Here is a 13994-nt window from a genome sequence, read left to right as displayed (position 1 = left end):
TGGAAGCAGGGTGAATTGTTTTAGTAGCCGAGGTCTTTCTTGGCCTTGGCCCAGGCTTTGTTCCATTTGTCGAAGACCGTCTGCGGGTCCTTGGCCAGGACGAATTCCTGGGCCATAGCCGGCAGGTCAAGCTGCGCCTTGTTGGTGATTTCTGTAACCTGGGCGTTGTCTACCGTGCCTTCCTGCAGTACTACGCCGGTGGACTGGAATTCCTTAAGCTGGGTCAGCTTGGATTCCCTGCCCTTAAGCGGAGAGATGAAGCCGGCGAAATCCTCATACCCGGAATCTTCAATCATCCATTTGACGAACGCTTTGGCGGCATCGACATTCTTGCTGTTCTTGGCTACGGCATAAAAGAAGTCAGGACTGAGCGGAGCCGTCAATGTACCTGAGTTGTCATAGGGAAGCGGGAAGAAGCCTACGTTGTCGGAGGTGGTTCCGGCGCCGATCACCTGATTGATGACCCAGTTGCCCAGGAAGTACATAGCGAACTTGCCGGAGGCGATATCCTTCTTCGATTGCTCCCAGTTGGTGGAGTTGATGTCTTTCTCCAGATAGCCCTTCTCATTCAGCTCTCTGAGCAGGCTGAGCGATTTGCCGTATCCGTTGTCCATGGTGAACGGTGCATCCTCTGTCAGCTTCTGGTTAGGAAAGTCAGGGTTGCCGGCAATAACGCGGGGGACTGCGTATACCCAGTCGTTAAGCGGCCATTTGTCCTTGAAGTTGGAGGCGAGCGGTACCACGCCTTTGGCTTTGAGCTTCTCGCAGGCAGCCAGGAATTCATCCCAGGTCTTCGGAACCTCTGTAATTCCGGCATCGGAGAATGCCTTCTTGTTGTATACAATACCGGAGGTGGAGTTCCCGGTAGTGATTCCGTAGAGCTGGCCTTCAAAGGCCTTGAAGTCTTTGAAGGTGAGCTGGTCGTTCAGTCCCAGATCATCCAGCGGGGCGAAATATTTCGGCAGGTCGGAGTTGGGAATATTGGGAACGAACATGACGTCAGGCAGCTCGCCGCTGGCCATGCGGACCTTGGCTTGCTGGTTGTAGTCCGTCTGGGAGGCTTCAAATTCTACTTTGATATTGGGATATTTCTCATTAAAGCGTTTCACATATTCGTCATACTCTTTGCCGATCATGTCGGTTCTGTTGGTCAGGAAGATGATCTTGCCGCTGATGTCGGCTCCGCCCGGGGCTGCCGGCTCCGCGGTTGCAGCCGCTGCATCTCCGCCGGTGCTCTCCGGAGCGGCGGTGGCTGCTGCCGGTTCATCTGTGGCTTTTGCGGCATTGCCTTTATTGTTGGAGCCGCAGCCGGTCAGGGATAAAGAGAAAATCATGATAATAACGAAAAATAACGATAATAACTTATTCCTCATTGTTTTGTCCCCTTTTCGTTAAAATGTTAGCGTTTACATCAATATTATAGCGCTAATTTATTGATGTAGAAATGTATTCAATTATTATTTATTGTCTTTATTTGTTCTGTTTCTCCGATTATAATTAAGTTATTGCTAACAATAAGATAACAAAATACAATGATGGCAGCTAAAACAAAACTTTTAGGAGGATTTATGAATCAACAGCAAAAGAACTTGAACCACTGGGAATTCAGAGCCTGCGGAGATGAAGAATGGCTTACGGCTGTTGTGCCGGGAACGGTGCATACGGATCTGCTGCGCAATGGCGTTATCGATCAGCCCTTCTATGGAACGAATGAACATGAGCTGCAATGGATTGATAAAAAGGACTGGGAATACAGAACCGGATTTGTATTAGAAGAGGCATGGCAGACGCTGGCGGTTACGGAGCTGGTGTTCGCCGGGCTGGATACGTATGCTGATGTGTATGTGAACGGCGTTCACGCCTTGTCCGCAGATAATATGTTCCTGTCCTGGACCGTGAATGTGAAGGGGCTGCTGCGGGCGGGTGGGAATGAGATCCGCATCGTCTTCCGCTCGGTGGTGACCGAGGATCTGCCAAAGCTGGCGGCACTGGGCTACAATCTGCCTGCGCCGAATGACCAGTCTGAGTTAGGTGGTCTTCAAGAGCAGCGGATCAGCGTATTTGCCCGCAAAGCGCCATATCACTACGGCTGGGACTGGGGTCCACGATTCCTGACCAGCGGGATCTGGCGGGAAGCTGTGCTGACAGGCCGTAACGTTGCGGCGATTGAGGATTTGTACATTCGCCAGCATGCGGTGAATGAGCAGGAGGCCCGGCTCACAGCAGTGATTGAAGCGGACGCACCGGAAACGTGGAGCGGGATGCTGCGGTTAAGTGCCGAAGGGCAGGAATGGATGAAGGCGGTTACGCTTGTTCCGGGCAAGCAGACGCTAGAGCTTGAGCTGGTGATTGACCGCCCGCGCCTGTGGTGGTGCAACGGCCTGGGCAAGCCGGAGCTGTACCTTTTCCGTGCAGAGCTGCTGCAAGGAGCGGAGGCTGTAGCAGTATCGGAGGTAACGACGGGGCTTCGGGACATTAAGCTGGTGCGTAAGCCGGATGCGCAGGGGGCGTCGTTCCATTTTGAGCTGAACGGGGTGCCGGTCTTCGCCAAGGGTGCCAATCATATTCCGAATGACAGCTTCATCACGGAGGTTACGGAAGAACGTTACCGCCATGAGATTGCCACGGCCGTGGAATCCAATATGAATATGCTGCGGGTGTGGGGCGGCGGCTTCTATGAAGAAGAAGTGTTCTACCGGCTGTGTGATGAATACGGGCTGCTGGTCTGGCAGGACTTCATGTTCGCCTGCAGCATGTATCCGGGCGATGAGGCGTTCCTGAATAATGTCCGCGCAGAAGCGGTATATAATGTCCGCAGATTGCGTAACCACCCTTGTATCGCGCTCTGGTGCGGGAACAATGAGATTGACTCGGCCTGGTCGCAGTATGAGGAGTACATGGGCTGGGGCTGGAAGGAGAAGCTGAATGCTGAGATTCGCCAGAGCTTATGGACTGCCTATGAGGAAATCTTCCACCGGATTCTGCCGGAAGCTGTGGCCGCGAACCATCCGGGTATGGATTACTGGCCGTCCTCGCCGCTGCGCGAACTCACAGGTGGTCAGGATCAGCATGCCACGCGGATTATGGGTGACGGAGATATCCACTACTGGGGCGTCTGGCACGCCAAGGAGCCGTTCGAGAACTATAATCTCAAGGTAGGCCGCTTCATGAGCGAGTACGGCTTCCAGTCCTTCCCGGAGCTGAAGTCGGTGCTGAGCTATGCAGAGGAAGCGGAGCTGGCGCTGGAATCAAAGGTCATGCTGGCCCATCAGAAGAATGGAGCGGGCAATCAGCTGATTAAGGAGTATATGGATATGTATCTGCCGCAGCCGAAGGATTTCCGGGGCTTCCTCTACATGAGCCAGGTGCTTCAGGCCGAGGCGATCCGCATGGCTATGGAGAGTCACCGCCGTAACAAGCCTTATTGCATGGGCACGCTGTACTGGCAGATGAATGACTGCTGGCCGGTAGCTTCCTGGGCGGGCATGGATTATTACGGGCGCTGGAAGGCGCTGCAATATACGGTGCGCCGCAGCTTCCAAGAGGTGCTGCTGTCTGTAGACAGCACGGATGGGGAGAGCGTCAAGGTCTATGGGGTATCTGACCGGCGGGAGGCATTGGACGCAGAGCTGGTTCTGCGGCTGCATGATATCAGCGGCCTATTGCTGCGCGAATGGTCACAGCCGGTAACCCTTGCTGCGGATTCATCGGCTGTGCTCTTCACACTGCCGCTGGCCGAAGTGTTAGAGGGCCGTGAACCGGCCAGTGTGCTGCTGGTGGCTTCGCTCCTGGAGAGTGGGCAGGCGGTGGAGCAGGGGCTAGAGACAAGGCAAGTGCTGGAGCCGGAGACAAGGCAGGTATTGAAGTCTGAGACACGGAAAGTGCTGGAGCGCAAGGAGCATTACTTCGCCCGGGCGAAGGATATTCCGCTGAGCAAGCCGGTCATCACGGTGACAGAGGTACCGGGAAGCAGCGGGCAGAGCTTCACGCTGAGCAGCGATGTGCTGGCGCGGGGCGTGCACCTGACGGTGGAAGAAGAGGGTATCTTCTCGGATAATTACTTCGATCTGCTGCCGGGCGAGCCGAAGACGGTGGAGTTCTCGATTCGGAGCGGGAGCAGCGGCGGAGGGGCAGACTTCACCCCTGCCGCGCCGACAGGACTCGTAGTCCGCTCGATGGCGGATTATATCTAATCACGAACTCTCACGCAGATGAGGATACTTCCGTAACCGTGGACTTGCCTGCAACTGTGATTCCGCCGCAACTGTGATTCTGCCGCAGCGGGGATCCCGCCGTAGCGTGAATTCACCTCTGGAGTCGTGGCTCCCCTGACCCACAGCCGGCTTGCGGACTGACATGACCTTATTTGCTCATAAACTAACCTGATTTCTGTTCTTGCGGACTCAGAAGACTTTATTGTCTTCCGGGCTGGCCGTTTCAAGGCGAAATCGCACGAATAGGGGCCTCTGAGTCCGGATGACAGGGCCAAAACGGCTATTTATGCGGAATAGCGGATTCTCAGTCCGCATGAGCATCAAAATTCAGTATAAAGGCATCATGATTCAGTATAATCCAACAAAGAGCGGTCCCCCGTCATCGGAGGACCGCTCTTTGTTGGATACGGCCGCCTTCAGGCCGGTTCGATGAACATCTCACCCAGGATCTGCCCGGTGCGATATGCATGCTCAGGAAGCGCAGCGGCGGTGAAGGCCGCCACATCCTCTGGCTTGATATCGTACATGGCTTCAATTTCTCTGGAGAAGAGAAGATGTCCTTCCGCAAGCAGCTCAGGCATAGCCGGGACATCAGCAGGAGCAAGAGGCTCAGGGATAAGCTGCTGTAGTGCGTCCACGTAGTTTTGCAGCGTACGGGACCCGACAAGCTTGATGCCTTGGTTCTCTTCATTGACCATGACAAGGGTCGGGAAGCCGCGTACGCCGAGCTGGGCCACCTTCTGGAAATCTTCCTCCAGCAGCTCCTGTGCAGCTTCCTGTCCTGCGGCCTGAACGATCTCATCGCCGGGTAATCCCAGACTATTCACAATATCCGCGAGGACCTCTTCTTCTCCGATATTCCGGTTGAAGACGAAGACGGCTTCTCTGGCGCTCCGCAAGTAGGCCAGTTCCTTCCCCGGATGTCTCTGCTGGATCACCTTGAATACTCTGGAGGGCGGATAAGAGGACATGACCGGATTGTTCAGCCATAGGGTGCCGTCAATGGGCATGCGGTAATGCGCTCCGACTTCCTTCCAGTGACCCGCTACATCGGCTGGCTGCTGTATTCCATTTGCCTTGTCAGCGAAGCCATTCCAACCGGCTAATAATCCGCCCATCAGAGGCTGCAGATCAAAGTACTTGCCATACTGCTGGATAAACCGGTTCAAGGTAGGCTCGATGGCCCAGCAGTGTGAACAGATCGGATCAGTCGCATAATAGAGAGTAACTTTGGGCTGCTGCTGCGGATTGAAATCTATAATTTGTGTATGCTCCTCGTCGCTTACCCCGCATACACCTGTCTTCAGATCACAGATCATAGGATTTGTATTCATAATAAGGGGTTACCTCCTCCGTTTCTACTTGTAGTATGATTATAATATCTGGCATCAGATTAACAAGTACTATTGTTTTTAATACCTGGTATATAAAATATACTAATGGAGGAATCCCCTATGAAATATGAGGTTGACTTAACGCAAATGTGCCCCGCCACCTTTGCTTTTCATGTCATCGGCGGAAAATGGAATTTGCCTATCCTCGCTTTACTGAGCGAAGAGGAGCCGATCCGGTATAACGAACTAAAAAGAAGACTGAACGGCATCACCGGAACAACGCTAACGAACTGCCTCAAGGATCTTATCGACTACGGGATTATCCACCGTGAGCAATATCATGAGGTTCCTCCGCGCGTCGAGTATTCCCTTACTCCCTCCGGGCAGGAATTGGTTCCGTTAATTGAAGAGATCGTGGCTTGGGGAGCGAATAACATTCATGCCTTAGGGGGACAGAAGGTATAGGATTTTTTTCCCGGTGAATCCGTTCCCTCCGGTTGACTTGCGTATGACCCGCCCCTATGATGATAAATAATATGTAACATTAACGCTCGCATAAAGCTCGCACACAGAGGAGAGAAACAGCATGGCTATGGAGATTGAACGCAAATTCCTGCTGCCGGAATACCCGGAGCGGCTGATTGAAGAAGGACAGCTTAAGGTGCTGACCCGTCACAGTATTGACCAGACGTATCTTGCGATTGAGGACGGGCAGGAGCTGCGGGTGCGGAAGATCACGGATCTGGACACGGGTGAGGTTACGTACACGCATACGTTCAAGGATGGCAAGGGCATCAGCCGCCAGGAGATTGAATATTTCATTTCCGCAGGCTTGTATAACCAGATGATTGAGGCTGTGAAGGCGATCCCGCTGGTCAAAACCCGCATTACAGGCGTATGGAACGGTACAACGGTGGAGATTGATCTCTATACCCAGCTGGAGCTTACCGTGCTTGAGGTTGAGTTCGATTCGCTGGAGGAGGCGGAGCGCTTCGCAGCCCCGGAATGGTTCGGCCTGGATGTCAGCACAGAGAAGAAGTACAGCAACAAAACCGTCTGGAAAGAGCTTCAGGGCAAATAGCCCCAGTGAGCCTTAATCTTATAGAATCAGCGGACTTTAACGCGTAAACGTGGTACTATGTACAGTAAATAAAGAGGGGTTCAGGAGGATGAGACGGGTATGGAGTATATAAGCACAAGAGGCAAGGTAGCGGCCAGAGGCTTTATTGATACGGTTCTGATGGGGCTGGCGGATGACGGCGGGTTGATGGTGCCGGCTGAGATTCCGGTGATCTCCCCCGAGAAGCTGGAAGAATGGAGAAGCCTGAGCTTTCAGGAGCTTTTCCTTGAGATTTTCTCCTACTATACGAATGACGAAATTCCTTATGAGGATCTGCGCTCGATGGTCTACACCAGCTATGGTAGCTTCCGCGCTCCGGAAGTAACGCCGCTGCACAAAGTGAGCGATTCCCTGTACGTGCTGGAGCTGTTCCATGGGCCGACGTTTGCCTTCAAGGATGTGGCGCTGCAGTTCATGGGCGAGCTGTATTCCTACATTGCCAAGGTGCGGGGCGAGATTATCCATATTCTCGGGGCCACTTCCGGCGATACCGGTGCTGCGGCCATTCAGGGCGTACGCGGCAAGGAAGGGATCAAGATCTGTATTCTTCATCCGCACGGGAAGGTCAGCAAGGTGCAGGAGCTGCAGATGACCACCGTGGATGACAGCAATGTGCTGAACCTGTCCGTAGAGGGCAACTTCGACGATTGCCAGAAGATTATCAAGGAGCTGTTCGCCGATCTCGACTTCAAGGGACGGTATCACCTGCGGGCGATTAACTCGATTAACTTCGTGCGCATTCTGGCGCAGACGGTCTATTATTTCCATGCGTACCTGCAGCTTCCGGGAAGCGATCAGAAGAAGGTCAACATCAGTGTGCCTTCGGGTAACTTCGGTAATATTTTCTCAGGCTACCTGGCGCAGCGAATGGGTCTGCCGATCCACAAGCTGATCATCGCCACCAATGAGAACAACATCCTCGAACGGTTCGTGGTTACCGGTGAATACAAGCCGGGCAGCTTCACGGGCACCTACAGCCCGTCAATGGATATTCAGGTGGCGAGCAACTTCGAACGCTATTTGTATTATCTGCTGGATGAGGATGCAGAGAAGCTGTCCGGTTACATGGCAGCCTTGCAGAGTGAGGGCGCAATTAAGGTGGAGGGCGAACTGCTGGCCCGGGTACAGGCGGACTTCTCGGCGCTGGGTGTGAAGAACGCACAGTGTCTGGAGATCATCAGCAAGTACCAGCAGGAATCCGGCTATCTGCTCGACCCGCATACGGCGTGTGGTGTAGCGGCGTACGAGAAGTTCAGTGCCCCGGATGAGGTAAGCATTGCTTACGCTACAGCGCATCCGGCCAAGTTCGATGAAGCGATTGCCTTGACCGGCATCAAGCAGGAGTTCCCGGCTCAGATCTCGGCCCTGTTCGAGCAGCCGCAGCATCAGGTCGTGGTCGATCATGATAAGGCGGAGATCGTGCGCCAGCTTGTAGCTTTTTACGGGTAAAATAGGTGCGTGTCCAGTGGGGCCCGCGCAGGATGAAGACAGCCCCCGCCGGGATAAGCGGAGGCTGTTTGCTGTCGCTCGAAATGTGGGACACTGGATAGTGGGCGCGCTGTTTGCTGTAGCTCGTATTGTGAGACACTGGATAGTGTGTACGCTGTGCGCTAGTAGCGTATGTAAAATTGTGGGAATCAACTTAACTAATTGCTTATTGAGGGTTGGGTATGCCCCGTTTAAGGTGCAAGAAGTATGCTTAATTGCAGTATGTACATCTAAATTGCCTGAAGTGCCGCCGAATATCCGTTTAATTGTATTTGGTGCAATTAAAATACGGCTATAACGGGGTTCTCGCTCATTAGGGCAGATTTAGTTGTACAAACTACAGTTAGAAGAGGAAATTCTTCCTGTTTGCTGTTTTTAAATGTACAAACTGCAACTATCCCCGAATGTTCGCACTGCGCAGAGCCATAGTCTACTTGCCCAACTGGCGAACCGCCCCATGCTCCGATGGGCGGTGTTGGACGAATGAAGGTGAATCCTGTGCCTATTCTCAGGTGCTTTTTTTCACAATCGAAATCTAGCGGAATTTGTCGGAAATTACGGTATATAAGTGGACATACCTATCATGGAATGAGAAAATAGCAGTTATAGCTTATATATTTAAAAAAGGACGGGATCATTCATGACTATTCGTTTCGGGGTTGTAGGGACTAACTGGATTACAGACCGCTTTGTGCAGGCGGGACTTGAGAATGAGGAGTTTCTGCTTACGGCCGTGTATTCCCGCACAGAGGCGAAGGGACAGGCTTTTGCCGCCAAGTATGCCGGGGCTTCGATCTATACGGATCTGGAGGCGATGGTATCAAGCGCAGAGGTGGACGCGGTCTATATCGCCAGCCCCAATTCGATGCATGCGGAGCATTCATTGATCTGTCTGAACCACGGCAAGCATGTGATCTGTGAGAAGCCGGCGGCCTCCAACAGCCGGGAGCTGAAGGCGATGATTGAAGCAGCGCGCAGCAATGATGTGCTGTTCATGGAAGCGATGAAATCCACGTTCATGCCGAATTTTGGCGTGATCCGGGATAACTTATATAAGCTGGGTCAAGTCCGGCGCTACTTCGCGGGTTATTGTCAATACTCTTCGAGGTATGATGCTTACCGCCAGGGGACGGTGCTGAACGCATTCAATCCTGAATATTCCAACGGCTCTCTGATGGATCTGGGGATCTATTGCTTATATCCGATGGTGGCTTTGTTCGGCAAGCCGGATTCGGTCAAGGCCGTTGGGCTGATGCTCGCTTCAGGTGTGGACGGGGAAGGCAGTATGGTCATGCGTTACCCGGACATGGACGCGGTGGTCATGCATTCCAAGATTGCCGATTCCTATCTGCCTGCTGAGATTCAGGGCGAGAACGGAACGATGGTGATCGACAAGATTAACCAGCCCTATCAGGTCAAAATCCACTACCGCGACGGAACCGTCGAGGAGCTTACGCTCCCGCAGGTGTATGAGGCGATGTACTATGAGATTGAGGAGTTCATTCATCTGCTGAAGAGCGGGCAGCGGGAGAGCGCGACCAACAGCCACGCCAATTCCCTGGCGGTGGCAGAGCTGATGGAAGAGGCGAGAGCCCAGATTGGCCTGCGGTATGCTTCGGATCTCTAGCGTAACGGGCAGCCTGGCCTGCATTATATATTGAAATGGGGAGCGGAACTTGAAGACGTTCAAAAAGGTATACATCGAGATCACAAGCGTCTGCAACCTGGCCTGCAGCTTCTGTCCGCCCACGGAGCGGCAGAAGAATTTCATGAAGCTGGAGACGTTCAACACCATTCTTGATGAGATCAAACCGCATAGCAATCATATCTATCTGCATGTCAAAGGCGAGCCGCTGCTGCATCCGAAGCTGGGCGAGCTGCTGGATGCCGCGCATGCCAAGGGCTTCAAGGTCAATATTACGACCAACGGCACGCTGATCCGTAAAGCGGGGCCGAAGCTGCTCGGCAAGCCGGCACTGCGGCAGATGAACTTCTCGCTGCACAGCTTCGACGGCCATGCAGGCTCAGAGAACCGTGAAGGTTATCTTACAGAGATCATCCAGTTCGTCAGGGAGATCTCTGCGAGCGGCGTCATTGTCTCGTTCCGGCTCTGGAATCTGACGGAGGACAACCGGACGAATCTGGAGAAGGAGCGCAACCGCGAGACGCTGGCTCTGCTGGAGGAGGCTTTTGGACTGGGCTACAGGATCGAGGAGAAGGTCGTCCCCGGCAGCGGCGTGAAGATCGCCCCGCGTGTGTACCTGAACCAGGACCACGAGTTCAGATGGCCGGCGCTGCATGAGCCGGAGGATGACGGTAAGGGCTTCTGCCATGCGCTGCGCAGCCAGGCGGCGGTCCTGGTAGACGGCACCGTTGTGCCGTGCTGTCTGGATGGCGAAGGGGTGATCAACCTCGGCAATATTCATGAGCAGCCGTTCTCCGAGATTGTCGAGGGGGAACGGGCGAATAATCTGTTCTATGGCTTCTCGCGCCGGGAAGCTGTTGAGGAGCTGTGCCGTAAATGCGGCTACCGGCAGCGGTTCGGCACCTAGCCGGAGCGCGAAGCCGGAGTGGGGGATGGTGTCGGTGCATACCGGCAAAGCAGCAGGGTGATGCTACTGGGAAGACAGAAATATTTATAAGGCCGGATCATACGAAAAGAGGGAATAGATGCCTACTATACTTGTTGCAGACGACGATGCGAATATCCGCGAGCTTGTCTGCCTATTTCTGCGCAATGACGGATTCGATACCGCTGAAGCGGCAGACGGGCAAGAGGCGCTGGCGGTCTATGCCAGAACGCATGTGGATCTGGTCATCCTGGATATTATGATGCCGGTGATGGACGGCTGGGCGCTATGCAAGGAGCTTCGCAGAGCAGACCCGGAGCTGCCGCTGTTAATGCTGACGGCGAAGGGGGAGACCTGGGAGAAGGTGAAGGGATTCGAGCTGGGAACCGATGATTATCTGACTAAGCCCTTTGATCCGCTGGAGCTGACGGTCCGGGTCAGAGCCTTGCTGAAGCGCTCGGGAATCGGCAAGTCGCATACGATCCGTATCGGAGAGGTAACGCTGGACCGGCAGACCTACAAGGTGATGAACGGGACAGAAGCGCTGTCCCTGCCGCTTAAAGAGTTCGAGCTGCTGTATAAGCTGGCCGGAACACCGGGGCAGGTCTATACCCGCGAGCAGCTGATCGACCAGATCTGGGGCATTGATTACTCGGGGGATGACCGGACGATAGATGTACATATCAAGCGCTTGCGTGAACGGTTTGCGGCTTCGCCGGATTTTCGGATCGAGACTGTCCGCGGTCTGGGATACCGGATTGAGGTTACTGAATGATCAAGTCCTTATATACCCGTGTGGTCCTGACTTATCTGATCTCCGTAATCGGGGGGACAGTGATCTCCTTCAATCTGGCAATCTGGATATACAAAGATGAATTGAACGAGAACCTGCAGTTTCAATTGCTGCGCTTCGCACAAGATGTCGTACAGATCTATGATGCCTTCCCGCTGACGGAAGCTGACAAGTTCGTAAGCGGCATGAAGCAGCTTGAGACCTATCATGTGCGGATTTACGATGCGAACGGCGGGGTTCAGTCTTATGGCGGGCCAGAAGGAATAAAGCTGGAGACCGTGACTGAAGCGCAGGTGCAGCAGGTGCTGGCAGGCGGAATTGTGCAGGTCAATCCGTCAGGTATCTCCATCAGCCTGCTAGGGATGCAATTAACTACGGATACGGGAAAAAAAGCATTGTTCGTAGAGCCGGTCGGTCCCCCCTCCTCCGCTTTTGTGCTGAAATGGCTGGTGAATTTCGTGGTGTATTCGCTGGTCTCCGGGAGTCTCGTGATCTTGGTGGCGGCCATGTTCGTGGTCCGGCCGATTAAGAAGCTGACCAACGCGACGCGCAAGATCGCAGCCGGGGACTTCAACGTGAAGCTGAATATCAAGCAAAAGGGAGAGCTGGGCGCCCTCGCGCGCAGCTTCGAGGAGATGACGCATGATCTGCAGCAGCTGGAGCAGATGCGCCGTGACTTCGTGTCGAATGTATCTCATGAGGTGCAGTCGCCGCTGACCTCCATCTCCGGCTATGCCCTGGCGCTGAAGCAGATGAATATTCCTGAGAGCGAACGGGGCCGCTATATCGATATCATCATCGGGGAAGCCGAACGGATGTCCAAGATGAGCGACAGCCTGCTGAAGCTGAGTCTGCTTGAATCGCAGTCCCAGCAGCTCCGGTTCACCACCTTCAGCCTGGATGAACAGATCCGGCGCGTGATTGTTGCTCTTCAGCCGCAATGGTCGGCCCGGCGCATCAACTTCGATCTTCAGCTGACGGCTGCCACGCTCACGGCGGATTATGACCTGTTGAGCCAGGTATGGACGAACCTGCTGGGCAACAGCATTAAGTTCTCCGGGGATGGGGGAGTAATCAGTGTCCATACGAAGCAAGATAATAAAAGTGTAACCGTTCGTGTATCCGACACCGGCATCGGGATCGCTCCCGAGGACCAGAAGCGGATCTTCGAACGCTTCTTCAAGGCGGACCGCTCCCACAGCAACAAGTATAACGGCAGCGGGATGGGGCTGGCCATCGTGAAGCAGATCGTCCTGCTTCATCAAGGAGATATCCGGGTCGAGAGTGAGCTAGGCGCAGGCACAAGCTTCATTGTAACGCTGCCGCTGAATACACCGGCAGATTAGATTATTACACCGTTCATCCTCCGTTCATATTACCGTCACGGAGAGTACATTTTCATTATATATACTATCCTTAGCACTTCATCAAGGCAGTACATCCGATTCATAGGGACAGGTGATTGTATAATGAAAAAAGGACTCAGAATCCTGCTTAAGTCTATAGCGGCATTGATGATTGTGATCGTATTGTTTTTTGCCGTAGTATTTGTGGTCAATATCATCAGCAGCAAAGCGGAGCTGAAGAAGATTGATCAGTACGGGCAGCTTGTGCCAGTCGATGGCAAGAAGATGAATGTACTCATCCAGGGATCGGGTGAGGAGACTGTGGTGCTGCTGACGGGGTATGGCACCGGGGCACCGGCGCTTGATTTCAAACCGCTGGTAGACGAGCTGTCTCCTAACTACAAAGTAGTCGTGGTGGAGCCGTTCGGCTATGGCTTAAGTGACCGGACCGACAAGGAACGGACCTCGGACAATATTGTCAGTGAGATTCATGAAGCGCTGCAGCAGCTTGGAATCAAGCGATACACACTCATGGGACATTCCATCGCCGGAATCTACGGACTGGATTATGTAAACAAGTATAAGGATGAAGTGCAGGCTTTTGTAGGAATTGACAGCAGTGTGCCGAACCAAGGGGGCTTGGACGATAAAATACCGGTGGGGACGCTTAAGTTCCTGGACAAATCCGGCATCATGAGATTGTTTCAAAAGATAGGCAGCGACCCGTATGCCGGGCTTCCATTCGACGAACACACCAAGCAGCAGATGAAAATGATCGCCACCAAGAATTTAAACAATGACACTGTCGTGAATGAGATCGATCATCTCAAGGAGAATTTCACAGCAGCCCAGACGCTGACCTTCCCCAAAGAGCTTCCGCTGCTGCTCTTCGTACAGTCAAATAATACCGATGTTGAGGGCTGGATGCAGCTGCATGAGGAACAGGTGAAGGATTCCGTGTACGGTAAGCTGGTGCCGCTCAATGGCGGACATTATCTGCATCATACGCTGTCCAAAGAGATTGCCAAGGATTACAGAGAATTCATGGCAGGTGTGAAATGAGAGGAATCTGATTCCCGGCCAACTATCTGATACAATTGAACAAGAGCTCTTCGCAGCCGCAGGCTTC

At 53.5% G+C, this 13994-nt stretch carries 11 protein-coding genes; 9 read left to right on the top strand and 2 right to left on the bottom strand.

Translation table 11 applies throughout. The features are described from left to right. Positions 1-20 precede the first annotated feature (20 nt). Positions 21-1373 carry an ABC transporter substrate-binding protein gene (locus MKY64_RS22935; protein ID WP_340955950.1) on the bottom strand — a complete coding sequence of 451 codons (1353 nt, stop codon included), beginning with the start codon at positions 1371-1373 and terminating at the stop codon, positions 21-23. A gap of 195 nt (positions 1374-1568) precedes the next feature. On the opposite strand from MKY64_RS22935, the gene MKY64_RS22930 reads away from it, so the two are divergent. Continuing rightward, a complete protein-coding gene (locus MKY64_RS22930; protein ID WP_340955949.1) occupies positions 1569-4193 on the top strand; it encodes a beta-mannosidase in 2625 nt (874 codons plus the stop codon). Positions 4194-4630: 437 nt separating this feature from the next. Here MKY64_RS22930 and MKY64_RS22925 read toward each other — a convergent pair whose 3' ends face one another. Next, positions 4631-5548, bottom strand: a complete 918-nt coding sequence (locus MKY64_RS22925; protein WP_340955948.1) for a DsbA family protein — start codon at positions 5546-5548, stop codon at positions 4631-4633. A gap of 120 nt (positions 5549-5668) precedes the next feature. On the opposite strand from MKY64_RS22925, the gene MKY64_RS22920 reads away from it, so the two are divergent. From MKY64_RS22920 to MKY64_RS22885, 8 genes are all read left to right on the top strand, one after another. After that, a complete protein-coding gene (locus tag MKY64_RS22920) occupies positions 5669-6013 on the top strand; it encodes a winged helix-turn-helix transcriptional regulator (protein ID WP_340955945.1) in 345 nt (114 codons plus the stop codon). Between the two features lie 121 nt (positions 6014-6134). Further along, complete coding sequence (locus MKY64_RS22915) at positions 6135-6629, top strand: CYTH domain-containing protein (protein WP_209877087.1); 495 nt, start codon at positions 6135-6137, stop codon at positions 6627-6629. 99 nt (positions 6630-6728) lie between these two features. Further along, positions 6729-8117, top strand: coding sequence for a threonine synthase (gene thrC / locus MKY64_RS22910; protein WP_340955940.1), 1389 nt, complete (start codon positions 6729-6731; stop codon positions 8115-8117). Positions 8118-8796: 679 nt separating this feature from the next. Continuing rightward, on the top strand, positions 8797-9783 hold the full coding sequence (locus tag MKY64_RS22905) for a Gfo/Idh/MocA family protein (protein WP_340955937.1): 987 nt from the start codon (positions 8797-8799) through the stop codon (positions 9781-9783). Between the two features lie 49 nt (positions 9784-9832). Continuing rightward, entirely contained in the window at positions 9833-10708 is an 876-nt protein-coding gene (locus tag MKY64_RS22900) for a radical SAM/SPASM domain-containing protein (protein ID WP_340955935.1), read from the top strand. A gap of 118 nt (positions 10709-10826) precedes the next feature. Beyond that, positions 10827-11501 carry a response regulator transcription factor gene (locus MKY64_RS22895; protein WP_036731256.1) on the top strand — a complete coding sequence of 225 codons (675 nt, stop codon included), beginning with the start codon at positions 10827-10829 and terminating at the stop codon, positions 11499-11501. Then, on the top strand, positions 11498-12865 hold the full coding sequence (locus MKY64_RS22890; protein ID WP_340955932.1) for a sensor histidine kinase: 1368 nt from the start codon (positions 11498-11500) through the stop codon (positions 12863-12865). The genes MKY64_RS22895 and MKY64_RS22890 overlap by 4 nt, the downstream gene beginning before the upstream one ends. Positions 12866-12988: 123 nt before the next feature. Continuing rightward, positions 12989-13927, top strand: coding sequence for an alpha/beta hydrolase (locus tag MKY64_RS22885; RefSeq protein WP_340955930.1), 939 nt, complete (start codon positions 12989-12991; stop codon positions 13925-13927). The last annotated feature ends 67 nt before the right edge of the window (positions 13928-13994 follow it).

The organism is Paenibacillus sp. FSL R7-0210 (assembly GCF_038009085.1).
Lineage (GTDB): Bacteria > Bacillota > Bacilli > Paenibacillales > Paenibacillaceae > Paenibacillus_AQ > Paenibacillus_AQ silagei.
This window is presented reverse-complemented; position numbering and strand designations above follow the sequence as displayed.